This is a genomic window from Qipengyuania algicida, from assembly GCF_009828025.1.
GTDB lineage: Bacteria > Pseudomonadota > Alphaproteobacteria > Sphingomonadales > Sphingomonadaceae > Qipengyuania > Qipengyuania algicida.
In genome coordinates this window covers 390,681-409,816 of sequence record NZ_WTYA01000002.1, presented here as the reverse complement: position 1 = coordinate 409,816, position 19,136 = coordinate 390,681, and the positions used below count along the sequence as shown (strand labels likewise).

General features: G+C 61.4%; 18 protein-coding genes. 8 read left to right on the top strand and 10 right to left on the bottom strand.

What is annotated here, in order from left to right:
- Positions 1 to 256: 256 nt before the first annotated feature.
- Genes sufB through GRI58_RS04425 form a run of 3 tightly spaced genes read right to left on the bottom strand, consistent with a single transcriptional unit; the run spans position 257 to position 3,201 of the window.
- The gene (gene sufB / locus GRI58_RS04435) at positions 257 to 1,753 is read right to left on the bottom strand and encodes a Fe-S cluster assembly protein SufB (protein WP_160752342.1); all 1,497 of its coding nucleotides are present in this window, start codon (positions 1,751 to 1,753) and stop codon (positions 257 to 259) included.
- Positions 1,750 to 2,160, bottom strand: a complete 411-nt coding sequence (locus GRI58_RS04430) for an SUF system Fe-S cluster assembly regulator (protein WP_160752341.1) — start codon at positions 2,158 to 2,160, stop codon at positions 1,750 to 1,752. Before GRI58_RS04430 ends, sufB begins: the two co-directional genes overlap by 4 nt.
- Positions 2,161 to 2,214: 54 nt before the next feature.
- Positions 2,215 to 3,201: an AraC family transcriptional regulator gene (locus tag GRI58_RS04425; protein ID WP_160752340.1), complete on the bottom strand. Its 987-nt coding sequence runs from the start codon at positions 3,199 to 3,201 to the stop codon at positions 2,215 to 2,217.
- 392 nt (positions 3,202 to 3,593) lie between these two features.
- Between GRI58_RS04425 and GRI58_RS04420 the strand changes: the two genes are divergently transcribed.
- Positions 3,594 to 4,646 carry a quinone-dependent dihydroorotate dehydrogenase gene (locus GRI58_RS04420; protein WP_160752339.1) on the top strand — a complete coding sequence of 351 codons (1,053 nt, stop codon included), beginning with the start codon at positions 3,594 to 3,596 and terminating at the stop codon, positions 4,644 to 4,646.
- A gap of 112 nt (positions 4,647 to 4,758) precedes the next feature.
- Positions 4,759 to 6,561, top strand: coding sequence for an AMP-binding protein (locus GRI58_RS04415; RefSeq protein WP_160752338.1), 1,803 nt, complete (start codon positions 4,759 to 4,761; stop codon positions 6,559 to 6,561).
- On the opposite strand, the gene GRI58_RS04410 is transcribed toward GRI58_RS04415, so the two are convergent.
- From GRI58_RS04410 to GRI58_RS04400, 3 genes are all read right to left on the bottom strand, one after another.
- Positions 6,558 to 7,085, bottom strand: coding sequence for a hypothetical protein (locus tag GRI58_RS04410; protein ID WP_160752337.1), 528 nt, complete (start codon positions 7,083 to 7,085; stop codon positions 6,558 to 6,560). The genes GRI58_RS04415 and GRI58_RS04410 overlap by 4 nt on opposite strands.
- A gap of 64 nt (positions 7,086 to 7,149) precedes the next feature.
- Entirely contained in the window at positions 7,150 to 8,136 is a 987-nt protein-coding gene (gene thiS / locus GRI58_RS04405) for a sulfur carrier protein ThiS (RefSeq protein ID WP_160752336.1), read from the bottom strand.
- A 16-nt stretch (positions 8,137 to 8,152) separates the two neighbouring features.
- Positions 8,153 to 8,530 (bottom strand): MerC domain-containing protein, encoded by a 378-nt coding sequence (locus GRI58_RS04400; RefSeq protein ID WP_160752335.1) that lies wholly within the window; start codon positions 8,528 to 8,530, stop codon positions 8,153 to 8,155.
- Between the two features lie 113 nt (positions 8,531 to 8,643).
- Between GRI58_RS04400 and GRI58_RS04395 the strand changes: the two genes are divergently transcribed.
- The 5 genes from GRI58_RS04395 to GRI58_RS04375 all read left to right on the top strand — a co-directional run bounded on the left by GRI58_RS04395 (position 8,644) and on the right by GRI58_RS04375 (position 14,733).
- Positions 8,644 to 9,690: a COX15/CtaA family protein gene (locus GRI58_RS04395; protein ID WP_160752334.1), complete on the top strand. Its 1,047-nt coding sequence runs from the start codon at positions 8,644 to 8,646 to the stop codon at positions 9,688 to 9,690.
- 249 nt (positions 9,691 to 9,939) lie between these two features.
- Positions 9,940 to 10,584 carry a hypothetical protein gene (locus GRI58_RS04390; protein WP_160752333.1) on the top strand — a complete coding sequence of 215 codons (645 nt, stop codon included), beginning with the start codon at positions 9,940 to 9,942 and terminating at the stop codon, positions 10,582 to 10,584.
- 151 nt (positions 10,585 to 10,735) lie between these two features.
- Positions 10,736 to 11,215 carry a 50S ribosomal protein L13 gene (rplM, locus tag GRI58_RS04385; RefSeq protein ID WP_160752332.1) on the top strand — a complete coding sequence of 160 codons (480 nt, stop codon included), beginning with the start codon at positions 10,736 to 10,738 and terminating at the stop codon, positions 11,213 to 11,215.
- Entirely contained in the window at positions 11,215 to 11,733 is a 519-nt protein-coding gene (gene rpsI, locus GRI58_RS04380) for a 30S ribosomal protein S9 (protein ID WP_160752331.1), read from the top strand. Before rplM ends, rpsI begins: the two co-directional genes overlap by 1 nt.
- Before the next feature lie 138 nt (positions 11,734 to 11,871).
- Positions 11,872 to 14,733: a hypothetical protein gene (locus GRI58_RS04375; protein ID WP_237452080.1), complete on the top strand. Its 2,862-nt coding sequence runs from the start codon at positions 11,872 to 11,874 to the stop codon at positions 14,731 to 14,733.
- A gap of 4 nt (positions 14,734 to 14,737) precedes the next feature.
- Here the strand turns inward: GRI58_RS04375 and GRI58_RS04370 are convergent, their stop codons facing one another.
- Entirely contained in the window at positions 14,738 to 15,598 is an 861-nt protein-coding gene (locus tag GRI58_RS04370; RefSeq protein ID WP_160752330.1) for a metallophosphoesterase family protein, read from the bottom strand.
- Positions 15,591 to 16,442, bottom strand: coding sequence for a diacylglycerol kinase family protein (locus GRI58_RS04365; protein WP_160752329.1), 852 nt, complete (start codon positions 16,440 to 16,442; stop codon positions 15,591 to 15,593). The genes GRI58_RS04370 and GRI58_RS04365 overlap by 8 nt, the downstream gene beginning before the upstream one ends.
- A 272-nt stretch (positions 16,443 to 16,714) precedes the next feature.
- On the opposite strand from GRI58_RS04365, the gene GRI58_RS04360 reads away from it, so the two are divergent.
- Positions 16,715 to 17,053: a UrcA family protein gene (locus tag GRI58_RS04360; RefSeq protein WP_160752328.1), complete on the top strand. Its 339-nt coding sequence runs from the start codon at positions 16,715 to 16,717 to the stop codon at positions 17,051 to 17,053.
- 69 nt (positions 17,054 to 17,122) lie between these two features.
- On the opposite strand, the gene GRI58_RS04355 is transcribed toward GRI58_RS04360, so the two are convergent.
- Both GRI58_RS04355 and GRI58_RS04350 read right to left on the bottom strand, forming a co-directional pair.
- Complete coding sequence (locus tag GRI58_RS04355; protein WP_160752327.1) at positions 17,123 to 17,872, bottom strand: LytR/AlgR family response regulator transcription factor; 750 nt, start codon at positions 17,870 to 17,872, stop codon at positions 17,123 to 17,125.
- Positions 17,865 to 19,103 (bottom strand): sensor histidine kinase, encoded by a 1,239-nt coding sequence (locus GRI58_RS04350; protein WP_160752326.1) that lies wholly within the window; start codon positions 19,101 to 19,103, stop codon positions 17,865 to 17,867. The genes GRI58_RS04355 and GRI58_RS04350 overlap by 8 nt, the downstream gene beginning before the upstream one ends.
- Between the last annotated feature and the right edge of the window lie 33 nt (positions 19,104 to 19,136).

The window sequence follows — 19,136 nt, the reverse complement described above, 5'->3', positions numbered from 1 at the left end:
GCGTCTCCACCCATGATAAATCTGGCTTCGAGGGCCTCGTCGAAATCGTGTCTGGGGCCGACTGAGGTATAAAATTGGAGCAGTCCTAAACCAAGATTATCCCGCATCCAGTTTGGTCCGAACTCGACCCGAGTGAGGCTGCCTTGATCAAGACACGCCTCTGCGGAAAAATCCCAAGCACCCCGAAGGACGTCGGGAAGGTAGGCCGGCACCATCACTTGGCCACTTGAAAGCTGCGCGAGCATCAAGATCGTAATCACCCCACGCTCCCCTCAAGCGAAATCGCCAGCAGTTTTTGTGCCTCGACGGCGAACTCCATCGGCAGCTCTTTCAGTACCTCTTTCGCAAATCCGTTGACGATCAGCGCCACCGCCTGCTCCGCATCGAGCCCGCGCTGCATCGCGTAGAAAAGCTGGTCGTCGCTGATCTTCGAAGTGGTCGCCTCGTGCTCGATCTGGGCGGTGGGATTCTTCACCTCGATATAGGGCACGGTGTGCGCGCCGCATTGGTCGCCCAGCAGCAGGCTGTCGCATTGGGTGAAGTTGCGGACATTGTCGGCGTTCGCGGCCACCGCCACGCGCCCGCGATAGGTGTTGTTCGATCTTCCGGCGGAAATGCCCTTGGAGATAATCGTCGAACGGCTTCCCTTGCCATTGTGGATCATCTTGGTGCCGGTGTCGGCCTGCTGGTAATTGTTGGTCACCGCAACCGAGTAGAACTCGCCCACGCTGTCCTCACCGTTCAACACGCATGAGGGATATTTCCACGTCACCGCGCTGCCGGTTTCGACTTGCGTCCAGCTGATCTTCGACCGCGCGCCCTGGCACAGCCCGCGCTTGGTCACAAAATTGTAGATCCCGCCCTTGCCCTCGGCATTGCCGGGGTACCAGTTCTGCACGGTGGAATATTTGATCTCGGCATCTTCGAGCGCGACCAGTTCCACCACGGCGGCGTGGAGTTGGTTCTCGTCGCGCATCGGTGCGGTGCAGCCTTCGAGATAGCTGACGTAGCTGCCCTTTTCGGCGATGATCAGCGTGCGCTCGAACTGGCCGGTGTTCTCCGCATTGATGCGGAAATAGGTCGACAGCTCCATCGGACAGCGCACGCCTTCGGGAATGTAGACGAAGGTCCCGTCCGAAAAGACCGCGCAATTGAGCGTCGCGAAGTAATTGTCATGCTGCGGCACGACGCGGCCAAGCCATTTCTTGACCAGCTCGGGATGCTCGCGGATCGCCTCGGAAATCGAGAGGAAGATCACGCCAGCCCTTTTCAATTCCTCGCGGAAGGTGGTGGCGACCGAGACGCTGTCGAACACCGCGTCCACCGCGACCTTGCGCGCACCCTTGACGCCGGCGAGCACTTCCTGCTCCGCCAGCGGAATGCCGAGCTTGTCATAGACCGACTTGATATCGGGATCGAGGTCGTCGAGCGATTCGAGTTGCTCTTTCTTCTTCGGCGCTGCGTAATAATACGCGTCTTGGTAATCGATCGGCGGATAGCCGACCTTGGCCCAATCGGGCTCATCCATGGTCTGCCAAAGACGAAATGCCTTCAGCCGCCATTCGAGCATCCATTCCGGCTCGCCCTTCTTGGCGCTGATAAAGCGGACAGTGTCCTCGCTCAGCCCCTTGGGAGCGAATTCGGTGTCGATCTCCGCGTGCCAGCCGAATTCATAATCGGCGGCCTTCGCTGCGGCCTCGCGCGCATCGCGGTCGGTTTCGAGCGTTTGTTCGATGTCGAGATCCTCACTCATGCCGGCTCTCCTTCGAGCGCGAGCTGGGTCAGTGAAATTCCGGCCAGCGCGTCGCGCAGCACATTGTTGACCAGCGGCCAGTGCGGCTTGACCCGGCATTCGTGGTCGATCGAGCAATCGTCGCCCTCGACACAGGTGGTGAGAGCGATCGGCCCCTCCATCGCCTCGACGATATCGGCTAGGCTGATCGCCGCCGCCGGACGCGCCAGCTGCAATCCGCCGCCCGCACCGCGGGTCGACCGCAACAGGCCCGCTGCGGTCAAGCGGCTCACCAGCCGCTGAACCGTAGGCACCGGCAGGCCGGTTTCCGTCGCCAGCTCGGCCGCACTCACCCGTCCGCCACCGCAATGGCGGGCGGCGGCGCTCATGGTGACGACCGCGTAATCGGCAAGATTGGAAAGGCGCATAGCTAAATCGGACTGCTTCGTTCCGATTTCATCTATGCAGCGCGGACAACCACTTCAACCACAAATGCTTATTGCGAGTCGTTCGCACAATCGATGCTCTCCGGCATCGGCGCGACTTGTGGCTTTATCTCCCTGAAGTTCTTGAGATCGAGCAGTGCGGACAGGATTGATTGGTCGCCCCCCCAAAAGCCGCCCGGGCGTGCGCCCCGCAAACTGGCGAATTTCGCGAATCATGTGCGATTGATCGTAAAGCTGCCCTGCCAGCAGCGAAATCGTCTCGTCGCTGAGATTGGGCTGATTGAGCATCGCCACCACGCGCAGAGCACGATATTTGCGCATCAACTCACGCGGCGGGAGGCCAAAGTACCGCTCGACCAGGCGCTGCGTCTGCCGCGGCGAATAATTGCTCAGCTGATAAAGTCGTTCGACCGGCGGGCTCATCGACTGGCTGAGCCACGACGTCACTGCTCGCATCAGCGCGACATGGCGCGGATTGACGGGCTTGAGGTGTCCGGCGATGAACTCTGCCAGCCTTTCGCACAATTGCTGGCCGGTCGCCTCGCCCGACAGATAATCGTCGATCAGGGACTCGCCCAATTCGTCGATCTCAGCACCGAGAACCTCGTGCGCGGCGAGCAGATTGTCGGCAGTCTCGCCTGCCGACAATCCTGTCAGCGCGGCCCAGCCGAGCGGCGACAAGGCGGCCCCTACGCAGTGGAACGGACCGTCGATCTCGATCGGGCTCGCCGCACTCCCGGGCGTCATCAACGAAACCCGGTGCGACGGTTCGGAATGGCCTGCGGCGAAGTGCATCACCCCTTCGCCGCGCAAAAACAGAATCAGATGCCCGACAGCGGCAGGTTGAATGTCGCGCATATGGCTCTCGTCACAGCGAAAATGATAGAAAGTCGTGACGAAATCGGCCAGCTCATTTTGTGCCGGGATATAGTCCAGGGTGAACAGCGACATCGCCGTCAGTTCGCGTCGCGAATCATCCTCAATATATGGTGCGCGCACCGAGCGCAGCAGTTCGTCTGGCATTTTGGCTCGCCCCACAACTTTCGCGTGCCGTCCCGCCACTGTTCCGGTTGGGGCTTCTCTCCACTGGGAACAACGGATAAGACGCCGAAACTCTTCGAGAATGCCGACCCGTTCGAATTGTGGCCGTGCCTTACCGCCATCGCGTTAAATATAAAGAAAAAAAGGGCGGCCCCACGAAGGGACCGCCCATTAAAGTTGAGGAACTCGTCACAATCTTGCGCCGAGCCCTTCGGGTCGCACAAGTGTGTTACCCCGAATCGCCTGGCGATGATTGTATCCAAGCGACAAACTAAGCTTCGTCCCATTTCAGTGCGTTTCCGCGACAGACCCTTAGTGCCGCTCTGCCCCATGCTGCTCGACAGCGCAGATGGTGCACGCCATAGGCTGCAGTGATGCTGTTCCGACTGTTGCGCCCCGCCCTATTCACCTTGCCACCGGAACGTGCGCATCGCCTGACGCTGGCGATGCTCAGGACCGTGCCGATCCCGACGCTTCCCGGTTCGCCGGGCACGAATGGGCCGCTTACGGTAGAGATGGCGGGATTGCGCTTTAACAATCCGGTCGGTCTTGCGGCGGGCTTCGACAAGAATGCCGAAGTTCCCGATGCGATGTTGCGACTCGGCTTCGGTTTCGTCGAATGCGGCTCGATCACCCCCTTGCCCCAGGCAGGCAATCCGCAGCCACGCCTTTTCCGTCTGAGCGATGCGAATGCCGTCATAAACCGCATGGGCTTCAACAACGACGGGCTCGAAATGGCGCTCGGGCGGCTCGAAAGACGTGCACAGAAACGAAGCAACAGTCGCGGCATTCTCGGCATCAATATCGGCGCGAATAAGGATTCGCCCGACCGGATCGCCGATTACGCGGTCATGGCTCGTGCGGTTTCCCCGTTTGCAGATTATCTTGCGGTCAATATTTCAAGTCCCAACACACCGGGCCTGCGCGCCTTGCAGGAAGCAAGCGCACTCGCCGAACTGCTGGATGCGGTGCTCGAAGCGCGCGGGCAGGCCGGGCCACCGGTATTCCTCAAGGTCGCGCCCGATCTCGATCCGCCGGCCATCGACGCCATAGCCCGACTGGTCATCGATCGGAAATTGGGAGCGCTGATCGTCAGCAATACCACCATCGAACGCCCCGGAGCGCTCGGCCCGCTGGCGCAGGAAGCAGGTGGCCTGTCCGGAGCCCCGCTGAAACCGCTCGCGCTCGAGCGACTGCGCGACTTCCGCAAGGCCACGGGTGGCGCATTGCCGCTGATCGGCGTGGGCGGGATTGCCAGCGTAGAGGACGCATGGGAGCGGATACGCGCCGGGGCGAGCCTGGTGCAGCTCTATTCCGCACTGGTGTACGAAGGGCCGGGATTGGCACGGAAAATCGTTCACGGCATCGAACAATTGATGAAGCGCGATGGCTTTTCCTCGATCAGCGAAGCAGTTGGCACCCGTTAACTTTTCAACCAACAGCCTACCCGCCGGAGCTTGCCGCCGTCCGGCCTCCGGCGTAGACCCGCTCGCCTGAAAGAGAACCGCAGCAAACGGCCAAGGGTGAGGAGAGCAGACGGTGCTGACCGATATCGACACCGCCAACAATCTGGTGGAGCTGTTTCTCAAGCGCGCCGACGAAGGCGGAGAACACGCATTTCTGGGATACAAACAGGCGGGCGAGTGGCGCACGATCAGTTGGAACGAGGCTGCAAGCCAGGTCTGTCTGCTGGCCGAAAACCTGCGCAAGCTGGGGCTTAAGGACGGCGACCGGGTTGCACTGGTCAGCGAGAACCGGCCTGAATGGTGCATTGCCGATCTGGCGATCATGGCCGCGGGGCTCGTTACCGTGCCCGCCTATGTCACCAATACCGAACGCGATCACGTTCACATCCTCGACAATTCGGGCGCGCGGGCGGTGGTCGTGTCGACCGACAAGCTTGCCCAGCCGCTGCTGCGCGCGATCATGCGCACCGGAATCGCTGAACATTTCGTCCCGATCGAGCAGCTTCGTCCATACCAGTCGGGTGGCCTGCACTGCCATGGCTGGGACACCATGTTCCAAGGCGATGCCGCCGAAGCTCGCCGCGCGGTCGAGCAGCGCATCGCGACAATCGAACGCGCGACAACCGCTTGCATCATCTACACCAGCGGCACCGGCGGCGCGCCACGCGGAGTATTGCAGCATCACGGTGCGATCCTGTGCAACGTCGCTGGCGCAGCGGAAATCCTGCTGGAGGATTTCGGTGTCGACGAAGAGGAACGGTTCTTGTCCTTCCTACCGCTCAGCCACGCTTACGAACACACGGGCGGACAATTCCTGCCGATCGCCGTCGGGGCGCAGATTTTCTATGCCGAAGGGCTGGAAAAGCTCGCCAGCAATATCGAGGAAACGCGGCCGACCTTCATGGTGGTCGTGCCGCGCTTGTTCGAGGTGCTGCGTGCGCGGATCATGAAGCAGATAACCAAACAGGGCGGCGTTGCCGCCAAGCTGATGGATACCGCGCTGGCAGTTGCCAGCCGCCGCGCCGAGGGGCGTCGAAAACTCGCCGATCGCGCGCTCGACCTCATTGTCGAGAAACTGCTCCGCCCGAAGATCCGCCAGCGGTTCGGCGGACGAATCAAGGCGATGGTTTCGGGTGGCGCACCGCTCAACCCCGAAGTCGGCATTTTCTTCGAGGCAATGGGTCTGACCATGTTGCAAGGCTATGGCCAGACCGAGGCTGGTCCCGTCATCAGTTGTAATCGTCCGGCAGCCGGAATCGCGATGGAATCGGTCGGGCCGCCGATGCGCGGGGTAGAGATCCGTATCGCGGAGGATGGCGAGATCCTCTGCCGAGGCGAGCTGGTGATGCATGGCTATTGGCACAATGCGCCGGAAACCGAGCGTGCGATTCGTGACGGCTGGCTGCATACCGGCGATATCGGCCATATCGACCAGCGCGGGCGGATCGTCATCACCGACCGCAAGAAGGACATGATCGTCAACGACAAGGGCGACAATATCGCCCCGCAAAAGCTCGAAGGGATGCTGACGCTACGCCCCGAAATCGCCCAGGCGATGGTCGCGGGTGACAAGCGGCCCTATGTCGTCGGGCTGATCGTGCCGGATGCCGAATGGGCTCTGGAATGGGCACGCGCCAACGGCGAAAAGTTCGATCTCAAGGCTCTGCAGGATCTGCCCGCCTTCCGCAGTGCGGTTCGAGCAGCGATCGATGCAATCAACGGCGATCTGTCTGTGATCGAGAAACTACGCGGCTTCGCCTTTTCCGACGAACCCTTCACCATCGAGAACGAGCAGCTGACGCCGTCAATGAAGATCCGGCGCCACAAGATCCGGGAAGCCTATGGCGCGCGGCTCGATGCCTTGTATCGCAGCTAGGCGGCGACTTCGTCGATATACTCGGGAAAGAACCCCGGCGCACGGTCTGACCAGCCGGGAGCCGTTGCAGCTGCCTCGCTGAGCGATTGCAGCAGCAGCTTGCGACGCGACGGCGCAATCTGCGGCAGCGCGGCGGCGGCGCAGAAGGCGCTCGGCAGCCAAGGGCGCGAGCGCGCGCCAAGCAGCCGCTCATACAGGAAGCGGAATGCGCCGAAGCAATCGATCCGCTCCTGCGACAAGTCATAAGCGGCAACACGCGCCAGTTTGCCGAGAAACTGCTCAATACCTTCGAAATTGTGATCTGCGGGGATCGAGTAACGCAGCAGCTTCAGTTCCTGATAGGCGACATATTGCCCCCGGATCGCTGCACATTCCTCGGGACTGCGGCCCCACAGGCGGAAGGCGTCACAGCGCGCCAGCCCTATGTCGAGGCTACGACGAATGTAACGCTGCTCGGCTGCCGTAAAACTCGCGAATTCCCGCATTTCGGCGATAGTGACCGACGCCGTCCCTGCAATGGCCATAAAGCCCTCCCTGTTGCAGGTCGTATAGTCACCGATAATGGTTAATTATTCGTGTTGGGAATCCCTAGATCAGGCCCGCGAGCGGGCTCGATGGATCGGCGTATTTGCGCGTTGCCATGCGCCCGGCGAGATAGGCATCACGCCCTGCTTCGACCGCCAGCTTCATTGCACGTGCCATGCACAGAGGATCCTTCGCTTCGGCTATGGCGGTGTTCATCAATACCCCGTCGCAGCCCAGTTCCATGGCGACGGCAGCATCGCTGGCGGTGCCGACACCGGCATCCACCAGCACCGGAACGCTCGCCCCTTCGACGATTAATCTAATCGTGACACGGTTCTGGATACCGAGGCCAGAACCGATCGGCGCGCCCAGCGGCATGACCGCAACCGCGCCGGCGCTTTCCAGCTGCTTCGCCGCGATCGGATCGTCGGTGCAGTAGACCATCGGCTTGAACCCCTCGTTCGCAAGGGTCTCGGTCGCCTTCAGTGTCTCGCGCATATCGGGATAGAGCGTGCGCGCTTCTCCCAGTACTTCCAGCTTCACCAGCTCCCAGCCACCCGCTTCGCGCGCAAGGCGCAGGGTGCGGATCGCCTCTTCGGCGGTAAAGCAACCTGCGGTGTTGGGGAGGTAGGTAACTTTCTTGGGGTCGATGTAATCGGTCAGCATCGGCGCCTTGGGATCGCTGATGTTTACCCGTCGTACCGCCACGGTGACGATTTCCGCCCCCGATGCCTCAACTGCAGCGGCATTCTGTTCGAAATCCTTGTATTTGCCGGTGCCCACGATCAGCCGCGAGCGGAAATGGTGGCCCGCCACGCTCCACCCGTCCGCGCTGTCGCCTTCTCCGCCGCCCACGAAATGGACGATCTCCAGCACGTCTCCTCCAGACAGCATTTGCCCGGCAAGCTGCGAGCGCGGGGCGATCACGCCATTGCGCTCCACCGCGACCTTGGCTGGATCGAGTTCCAACTCGCGCAGCAGGTCGCCAAGGCGGGTTGCGGAGGTATTGCGGCTTTCACCGTTGATGGTGACTGTGATCGGGGTGCTCATGACCCCCGCGACATAGTCAGCAATGGCAGCGGCGCAAGTTGAGTATGTGACCGGTCGACACCAGCGCCACACCGATAACAGTCATCACAGCTTCCATAGGGCCGTGCGGCACGAACAATCCGCTGGCCATGAAGCTCAACCCGACGAGCGCGATGCCGAGCGAGGCGAAAGCCCGGTGCTGCAACGCGTTCCAGCCGATCGTGAACGCAGCAATGATCACTGCCAGCATCAGGCCAACACGATGAATTTCGGGCGAAGCGAGCAAGCCGCCGCTCAGGCCCAAGCCCGAGATGAGCACGACCGTTGCCACGCAATGCACCGCGCATAATCCGGAAATCGCAATGCCGATCCGGTCGAGCCGGTGGCGAATCGGGGCGAGGAACTGCTCGAACATGGTCGCGACCACATATGTTATGTTGTAACATTGAACAAGGGGCGCAGCCAAAAAAGAATTTCGTGTCGAAGCCGCTTGCCTTGATCGGGGTTACAGACCTAACAGCAGCGCCCATGGATTCCGCTGCCAACGCTCCGCACCTTTCCCGCACCCGGCCTGCCGCAATCGCACTCTGGCTCCAAATCATCGCGGCCATGGTCATCGCTATGGTGGTAATCGGAGGAATTACCCGTCTGACGGAAAGCGGACTGTCCATCACGCAATGGCAACCCATTACTGGCGTCATTCCACCGCTGACCCATGCCCAGTGGGAGCACGAGTTCGCGCTCTACCAGGCGACCCCGCAATATCGCAATCTGGCAGGACCGGCAGGAATGGATCTGGCCGGATTCCGCTTCATCTTCTTCTGGGAATGGTCGCATCGATTGCTCGGGCGGCTCATCGGGCTGGTCTTCGCGCTGCCGCTGGTATGGTTTTGGGCGCGCAACGCGATCCCGAAGGGATACAAGCCGCGCCTGCTGGCGCTGCTGGCACTGGGCGGGCTGCAAGGGGTGTTCGGCTGGTACATGGTCAGGAGCGGCTTGCATGGCGATCGCATTGCGGTCAGCCATTTCTGGCTTTCGATCCATCTCCTGACCGCACTGTTCACGCTGGGCGGGCTGGTGTGGACTGCGCTCGATCTCAGGCGGCTGGCTCGGATCGCACGCACCCGGCCCGCTCGCTGGACGAGGGCGGCGACGCTGGCCGCGCCGATCCTGGCGATCCAGCTTATGCTGGGCGCATGGGTCGCCGGACTCAATGCGGGTCATGCTTCGGACAGCTGGCCGCTGATGCAGGACCGCTTCGTCCCGCAATTCAACGATTCGCAAGGGCTGTTCCATGCGATGACGCACGACCCGTTCCTGATCCATTTCGAGCATCGCTGGTGGGCTTGGGCGGTTGTCGTTGCGCTGGTCTGGTTCGCCCGTCGCGTCCGTCCACTCGATCGCGCCGCCTCGGTCGCCATTCATATCGCTCTTGGCACCCAGATCCTGCTCGGCATTTCCGTGATCCTGCTCGACGTGCCCTTGTGGCTCGCCGCCGCGCATCAATTGGTGGGGGCGCTGGTGGTCGTCGCCTTTACGTGGGGCGCCCATGTGCTGGGCCGCCGCCCCGGCTGATCCACGCGACAACGCCTCGGTCTCTTCCGCATTTGCGCCAATGCAGCTATGAGTTTCGCGACAAACGGTGTGGATGCCGTGGGGGCGTAGACGGAAAACATTGGAATTTCGAACGATTGATCGCCGCGCCGCGATTGGATTTCTGGCGATCTGTGCGGGGCGCAAGTCTTTGGCATCAGCACGTCTGCATTGGCCGCCGCACAGCGCCGACCGGTAACAACCCCTCAAGGTGAATGGATTCTCACGCGTGTGGTCGAACGCGGCCTCGGCAAGGGCGCGAAGATCGTCGTCACGCGTCGCTGGCTGATCCATTTTTCCACGACAGCGACTGGCATCACGGTCACTGGCCATCAGCTCTCGGCGACCGTGGACGCACCGGCTAAGCTGTCAGCCATCGCCGATATCGAGCGGAAGCGCGATGCCAGTGACATGTTTCCCATCAAACTCGACCGCACTGGGCTCATCACGAGTTTGACCGATGCAAGCAGCCCCAAATCCGTTGCCGAGGCGGTGGATACAGCCCTCCGGCAATTGAAGGAGCGCGGCGAGGAGGGACAAAGCTATGCCGATCACCGGAGTTTCCTCATGAGTGTCAATCGCATGACCTCGGAGCAGGTGAGCCGCATCCCGACCGATCTGTTCTTCCCCGCCCCCGGCAGCAATCAAACGGATCGCGCGATCCCGCTGGCCGATGGCCAAACCGGCAAGATCGCGATTTTCCATACCGCCACCACGCGTCAGAAGTCGCCGCTACTGGCCAGCAGCGAAAAGCGTATTGTCACCACTGTCGGTCCCAAGGATCGCGTCTCGAGCGAGACCTGGACGCTCGCCCCCGCCCCCTGGGTAAGTGCGCGGTATTATTTTACCTCCTCAGTGAGCCGCAGAAACGCTTGACATTTGGAAGGTTCAGCCGCATTTGCGCGGCGCTTCGTGGGGTGGGTTTCGATCATCCCCCACGATCCGCGACCGATAGTTTGCCGTCAACGGCTTGCTTCGGTCCGAACTTTCGATCCTGTGATCACCCATTGAACGGATACCAACAGCCATGAAGGCGCTCAGCAAGATGACGCAGTCGGTCAAGCCGGCCGACGTCGAAAAGAAATGGCATATCATCGATGCCGAAGGTCTGGTCGTCGGCCGCCTCGCCGCGATCACCGCCAACATCCTGCGCGGCAAGCACAAGCCTAGCTACACCCCGCACGTCGATTGCGGCGACCATGTCGTCATCATCAACGCCGACAAGGTGCGCTTCACCGGCAAGAAGATGGGTGACAAGCGTTATTACAAGCACACCGGCCATCCGGGCGGCATCAAAGAAACTTCGCCTGCGAAGATCCTCGAAGGCCGTTTCCCCGAGCGTGTGCTGGAAAAGGCAGTCGAACGCATGATCCCGCGCGGGCCGCTTGGCCGTGCGCAGATGAGGGCGCTCCACCTCTATGCCGGCACCGAACATCCGCATGATGGGCAGAAGCCCGAAGTGCTCGACGTTGCCGCGATGAACCGCAAGAACAAGGCTGCTGCATAATGGCCGATACCAACAACACCGTCACCGATCTCGCCGATTTGAAGGACATCGCCGCCGACGCACCCGAGGGTGACGCCGCGGAAATCGCTCGCACTGCCGACGTTCCCCTGCGCGAGCAGGAACTCGACGCGCAGGGCCGTGCCTATGCCACCGGTCGCCGCAAGGACGCCACCGCGCGCGTCTGGCTGAAGCCCGGCAGCGGCAAGGTCACCGTCAACGGCAAGGACCAGGAAGTCTATTTCGCGCGTCCGACACTGCGTCTCGTCATCGACCAGCCGTTCTCGATCACCGAGCGTCAGGGCCAGTACGATGTCGTCGCCACGGTCAAGGGCGGCGGTCTTTCGGGCCAGGCAGGCGCTGTGAAGCACGGCATCAGCCAGGCGCTGACGAAATACGAACCCGCCTTGCGTTCGACGGTCAAGGCCGCCGGCTTCCTCACCCGCGACAGCCGCGTGGTGGAGCGTAAGAAGTACGGCCGCGCCAAGGCACGCCGCAGCTTCCAGTTCTCGAAGCGCTAAACCGCAATACAAAGATCTTTTCGATCACCGAGGAAGGGCGGTCTCGCGAGAGACCGCCCTTTTTGTTTTCGGTTCTCGAATTCGTCACGCAACCGACACATCATCGGCTATAGCGAGCAAAACGACAGAGAGGATCGTATGCGCCTGCTTCCCGTTTCGATGCTGGCAATCGCCGCCACGCTTGGTTGCTTCATGGCTTCGCCCGTCCCCGCACAGACGCCTGCGGAAACCAAGGTGCAGCATCTGCCGACCGGACAAACGCTGACTCCCACTGCTGCACCCGGTGCACGGTTCGAACCGCTGGTGACGCATATCGGACCGATACCCGACACGGTCGCGGATGGTGCCGCAGCGATGACGGTAAGCCCTGATGGCAAAGAACTCCTGATCCTCACCAGCGGGTTCAACCGCAATGTCGGGCCGAATGGCAAAATCGCAATTGCCCAGTCGCTGCAATCGATCTTCGTGTACGATCTGGACAAAACGGGTGCGCATTGGCGCGAAACCGTGCCTGTCCCGAACAGTTTCGGCGGCATCGCGTGGTTGCCCGATGGCTCGGGTTTCATCGTCGGGGGCGGCGCGGACGACAAACTCTATCTGTTTGCACGAAAGGACGGCTATTTCGCTGCCGACGGCGCGATCCCGCTCGGCCACAAAGCAGGGCTGGGTGCGGGGGTCGAACCACAGGCTGCGGGTGTGGCGCTGAGTCCCGACGGAAGCCATGCGCTGGTCGCCAATTATTACAATGATTCGGTAAGTCTGGTCGATCTGGCAACGCGCAAGGTCATTGCCGAACAGGATCTGCGACCGGGCAAGATCGATCCCACCAAGAGCGGCGTACCGGGAGGCGAATATCCTTTCTCCATAGTCTGGGGATCGCCCGATCGTGCCTATGTCAGCTCGCCGCGCGACCGCGAGATCGTTGCATTGCATGTCACCGAAAATGCTGTCCATGTTGCCGGACGAACCAAGACCATCGGCGAACCGACCGCGCTGATGTTCGGACGCGAAGGCAAACGCCTGTTCGCGACTGAGGACAATTCCGACCGGCTGGCGGTACTCGACGCAGCAACCGGCGCCATGGTCGAGGAACCGCGCCTCACCCTGCCCGAAGAGCTAGGTGGCAAAACACTCGGCAAGGGACTCAACTCCAACGCCCTCGCGCAACTTCCTGACGGTCGGCTGCTGGTGACGCTGGGCGGGATCAATGCGCTCGCCTTTGTTACACCGGGCGAGCAAGGCGGCAGGGTTCAGGCACTGGTGCCGACCGGCTGGTACCCTTCCGCCGTAGCTGTGGAGCCGGGTAGCAACCGCATCCTCGTCGCCAATCGAAAGAGCCCTCCGGGGCCGAACCCGCAAGGATGCGTCCCCGCGCTGGCGATTTACCGCAGCCAGCCTGACGCTTGCGGGCCGGCGAACCAGTATATCTACCAGCTTGAAAAGGCTGGACTGCTGCAATTCCCATTGCCCGATCAGGCGGAACTGGCGCAGACATCCTTGCAGGTCGGGCGCAACATCGGGCTTAAAGAAACACGAGAGCGCGATGCGGCGATCGCGAAGATGGCTGTCATCCGCAAGCACATCAAGCATGTGATTTTCATCATCAAGGAAAACCGTACCTACGATCAGGTTCTTGGTGATCTGCCGATCGGCAATGGCGATCCCAAGCTGGCGATCCTCGGCAACGCGCTGTCGCCCAATCACCATCGATTGGCGCAGCAATTCGTGACGCTCGACAATTTCTACGACAGCGGGGAGCAATCGAGCACCGGATGGAGTTGGTCGACCGCGGCACGCGCAACCGATGTGCTGGAAAAGACCGCACCGGTGAATTACGCGCAACGTGGACTCGCCTATGAAAGCGAGGAAGCCGACCGCTACATCTACACCCAGCAGAGCATGGCCGAGCGCCACAAGACCAACCCGGCGCTCTCGACCGATCCCGACTTGCTGCCCGGTCCGCGGCTGGTAACCGCACCCGATGCGGACGATGATGAATTCGAAAACCAGGGCTACATCTGGGATGCCGCCATCCGCGCCGGCCTCGCCGTGCGCAATTACGGCTTCTCGGACGCGAGCATCTACGACAATGGCAAGCCGGGCTACGTTCCGCCGATCCGTCATCCGTTTGCCGACAAGCGCAAGGTCTACACACCCGGTGACAAGCTGCTCGCCAGCCGCAGCGACCCCTATTTTGCCGGATTCGACCAGAAGCTGCCCGACTATTGGCGGATGCTCGAGTGGCAGCGCGAATATCGTGCAATGGACCAGTCCGGCACCCTGCCCGCGCTCACTCTGCTACGGCTCAGTCATGACCATTTCGGCGATTTCAGCGATGCGATCGACGGGGTGAACACGGTTGAGACCGAAATGGCCGACAACGATTATTCGCTCGGTCGGGTGATGGAAACCGTCGCTCACGGCAATGCCGCCGGATCGACGCTGGTGTTCGTGATCGAGGATGACGCCCAGAACGGCGCCGACCATGTCAGCGCTCGGCGCAGCATGGCCTTCGTCATCGGCCCTTACGTCAAACACCATGCGCTGGTTTCGAGCCGCTACACCACGGTCAATGTGCTGCGCACGATCGAGGACATTCTGGGATTGAAACCCCTCGGGCTCAACGACGGGCTTGCCGCCCCCATGGCCGATCTGTTCGATCCGGCGCAGAAGACATGGACCTATCGCGCGGTCGCCGCCCCGGTCCTGCGTTCGACCAAGCTGCCGATCCCTGCGGAACGGTTCGCATTGACCGACACACCTTCATGCAGCAAGCGCGATTCCGCTTGGTGGGCGGAGGCGATGAAGGGGCAGGACTTCCGCAAGGAAGACCAGCTCAACACCCACGCCTTTAACGCTGCCTTGTGGAGAGGGCTCGGCAATGGGCTGCAACCACAAACGCGTGGTGGTGAGGATCTGCGCAAGGGACGCGAACAGCTTATCGCCGATGCGCAACGCAATTGGAGTTGCCCGCCCCAGCTTGCTTCGGCCAATCGCTAATCGGTCAGCGAACTGGTGGGTCTGTACGCGGAACCTGATTAACCGGGGCCACCGGCTCACCCGGCTGGCGCGGCGGGGTCGCGTCTTCCGGCACATCGTCGATAAGCATGTCGCGTGTCGGCACCTCGGCCAGACTGCGCACTTTCACCGTCAGTTTGGTGCCATCCCAACCGATCTGGTTGAAGCTTGGCGGGGTCGAACGGGTGCGCTGCGAAAGCGTTCCTGCGCCAATCATCCGCACCGCGCCATGCGGCGTGTCCTCGAGAATATCGAACGGGTCATGCACATGGCCCGAAAGTACTGCCGCGACCGGGCGTTTGGCCAGTTCGGCCAGCGCCCTGTTGCCATGCCGGGTCAATGCGGTGCCCGCTGTTCCCACTTCGCGCAAAGGGTGATGAACGGTGACCAATGCCCGCGTGCCGGGGGGCAGGCGATCGATTGCTGCAAGGCATTTCTCGAGCGCGGCGCTGGAAACCCATCCCTTTGACCAGTTCAGGCGTGGCTGGGCACGCGCGGTCGTGCGCAAGGGCACGATGGCGAGGCCCGGCAGGTCGATCTCACGCTCGACCTTCTCCTCCATGCCGTGAAACCGGCGATATGGCATAAGGAAGCGTTCGAGCGGATTGAAATAGGGCAGGTCGTGATTGCCGACATCGACGGTTACAGGCGCTTCGAGCGTATTGATCCAGCGCGTCGCCGCGGCGAACTCTCGCGAACGGGCGCGCATCGTCAGATCGCCGGTTATCGCTATCGCGTCAGGTCTGAGACGGGCGATTTCGCGCTGCACCCAATCGAGCGCGCGGTTGTTCTCAAGTCCGAAGTGGATATCCGACAGGTGAAAGATCAAGCGCGTCGCGTCAGCCATGATGGGTTGCTAGCAGATCGCATTCGCTTGTCGCCAGCGAGAAGCGGTCTCGCGGATCGAGCGTTGCGGGTTCGCCGTCCAGCAGCACGTCGAGCGGGGCACCATCCGAGGACGCAATCGTCACTTCATCGACCATGCCAAGCCGTTCGTGCGGACCCTCGCGAAATCTCCTGCGCAGCAATGCCCAGCCCTGTTGCGCCATCTCTCCAAGCGACTGAGCATGGTAAGCATTGAGCCGCAATCCATGCTCGCCCGGCGTTATCTCGAGCAGCGGATAGCCTTGCCTTGAACCGAGCTCCGGCCGATCCGCCCTGACGGTCACCCCGCCGGTGGACTGGCTGAACGCCTCGGCGGCGCTGCTCGCCATGTCAATCACGTTCAATTCGCGCATCGCCTCGCGCACGTCCGCCCATTGCGTGCCGGGGCCGATCAGGCAATCGGCATAGGCAAAGCCTGCATCGCAGCGCAGCGCCGCAACCCGGCGGCGGCGCGCGCCGCCGCTGGCCACCAGGCCGATGATCGCAGGATTGTCGAATGCGCCGTGCAATCGTTGGCTGAGCAGATTCATGGTTCCACCGGGCAGCACCAGCGCCGCGCCCGACCATCCCGTCAGCTCATTCAGCGCGGCATTGACCGTGCCATCGCCGGTGTAGATCGCCAGCAAGTCGATACCGTCTTTGTCCAGACCTGCCGGTGTCGGCAGGTCGTCTTCGGGAAAGCAGATCGTCCGAGCGACTTCGATCCCGTGGTCGGCAAAGCAGCCGCGCAAATCGTCGAGTGCGGTCGGCGAATTGCTGCCGCTTGCCTCGTTCGCGACCAACCATGCTTTGGCAAACCTCTCCATGCGTTCTCAAGCATCGCAACCCTCTGCCGGTTCCCGTTGCCTGGACTACCTTACTCCGACCATGAGCACAGAAGTTTCGTTTACACATGTCATCGATGGAGTGGGGACAGGTGTTCGTCGGTGGGATCGAGTCTGTCGTCAAATGGTCTGATCGCTCATCGAAAGTCTCATGAGGACCACGCAGATAGGCGGCATCTTCTTATCTGCAGGCCGGAGTTAACCGAGTCCCCCAATGCGGTTTCAGTCCGGCCTGCAACCAGAGGAGAACGGATATGAAGACCCCCATTGCCTGCATTATCGCCACAGCTTTAGCCGCCACGGCAATCCCCGCACATGCGGAAATCGACGCGGAAGGCGTGCACCAGATCGTTGTGTTGCACGACGATCTCAATCTGCTGTCCCAAAGCGGCATGAAGACGCTCGAAAGACGCGTTCACAACGCCGCCCAGAAGGTATGCGGTGTGAACGATATACGCACAGGAACGCGTATTCGTTCGCAACATTCGCTCGAATGCTACGATCAAGCCATGATTTCGGCCAAGCGCATGATCGCGATAGCGAAAGAAAATCAGGCTTCAAACGCGGTGCGTGTCGCCAGAAACGGCAATTGATGGACTGCGGCTATGTCCCGATCCGCCGTAATCCGGCGGGTCGGGACGATGCTTTGAGGTAAATGGCCTTCAACGGCCGGCCATCGCCTTCACCTTGGGCAGATACGTTCGTCCGATCCGCAGCATGGCGCCGTCGGCCAGTTCGACCGACCACACTCCCAGGCCATCGTGGCGTAGCCCGACAATCCGGTCCCGACGCAAGATGGTCGAGCGGTGAATTCGGATGAATTGCGAGGGATCGAGGCGTTCTTCCAATCCGGCGATCGTCTGCAACAACAGGTAACTGCGCATGTCCTCGCCCATACCAACGTGCAGGCGCACGTAATCGCGCTCTGCATCGATCTGGCCGACTTCCGCCACCGCAATCCGGATCAACTCCGAGCGATGCGGGATCCACAATTCCTCAAGCCATCTGCTATCGCCACCAATGCGCTTGCGCCGGCGTGACAAGGCTCTCGCAATGGCCCGTTCGAGACGGCCCCGCTCGACCGGCTTGAGGACGTAATCCACCGCATCGAGATCGAACGCCTCGACCGCGTGATTGTCATGTGCGGTCACGAAAATCACCGCCGGCTTATGCTCCTTGCCAGCGAGCTGGCGCGCGACCGACAGGCCGTCGACTTCGGGCATTGTCAGGTCGAGCAGCAGCAGGTCGGGCTTCAGTGCCCCGACCAGTCGAAGTGCCGCCGCGCCGTCGCTGGCGGTGCCAACCACCTGCACATCGTCGAGCTTCGCGCACACCACCTGCATCCGCTCGATCGCGAGCGGTTCGTCATCGACGATCAACGTCTTGAGCTGTTCTCGATCCTGCTCAGCCATGCCGCACCAATGGTATCCTTAGTTCCGTTTCATACCCTCCCAGCGCCGGACCGGACGTCACACTCGCTGCATTGCCGAAGGCTGCCTGCAGCCGGTCGCGCACATTCCCCAGGCCGATGCCCAGCCCGCCGGCTGGCGGCGCAGAACCCGGGCCATCGTCGGCTACGGTGATGACCAGCCGACCATATTCCTCGCGTGCCGCAATTGTGATGGTGACAGGCCGATTGCTGGCCGACACGCCATATTTTACCGAATTTTCTATCAGCGGCTGCAGAATCATGCCCGGGACACAGCATCGTTCCAGTTCGTGCGGAAGATCGAATTGGGTGCGCAATCTGCTTGGAAAGCGCAACTGCTCAATCGCGAGATATTCGCGCTGGAGATCGAATTCGTCTTCCAGCGAAACGTCTGTCGTCGGATCGCTAGAGAGGCTGTGGCGATAGAAGCGTGATAACGTCTGGATCATCTCCTCGGCCTTATCGCTCTTGTCGGTCATCACCAGCGCGGACAGCGAATTGAGAGCGTTGAACAGGAAATGCGGATTGACCTGATAGCGCAGCGAACGCAGCTCGGCTGCCTTGGCGGCGCTACGAAACCGGTCTTCCCGCCGTTGCGCTTCCTGCGCCTGTGCGCCCGCCAGCATAGCGAAATAGAGCGATGCCCATGCCAGCAGCAGGAAATAGCGACCCAGCGCGACATCGAGGATCATTTTCCAGCGATCAGCCTCGGTCGGCTTGTCCTCCAGCCTAATCGTCGCCACCGCCCGGCCACCATTGAGCGTCTTGACCGTGCCATCGAGATTCTCGAGGCGCGCAGCAGGAACATCGACCAGCATATTGCCCGCATCGTCACGTCTGATGTTGAAGCCTTGCTCTTTGGCAGCGCGCTTCTCTTCGGCCTGTGCAACCGTTTTGAAAATCCATTCATTGGTCTGCGCGATCGGGATCGAAGCGGGCATGGCGATCAGGATGGCAATGCCACTCTTGACCCACAACGGACGCTTGTCGAACAGCCGCAGCACCAGCCAGACGAGCAGCGTCATGCCCATACCGACAAGCGTGACGATCCCACGTCGCCACAACAACTCTCCCTGATAGCTGAAACCGGCGATCAACCCGCGAACCGTGGTCAGTCCGAAATAGCACAGCCACAGCGCGACGATCGACAGGATCACCAGCCGGAAAGTGACGGTCGCGCCCGAGTCAGCGCCCTTTGCCTCGACAGCATTCATCGCGCGATCTTAGCCGTTAGAGCCGCGTCGGCG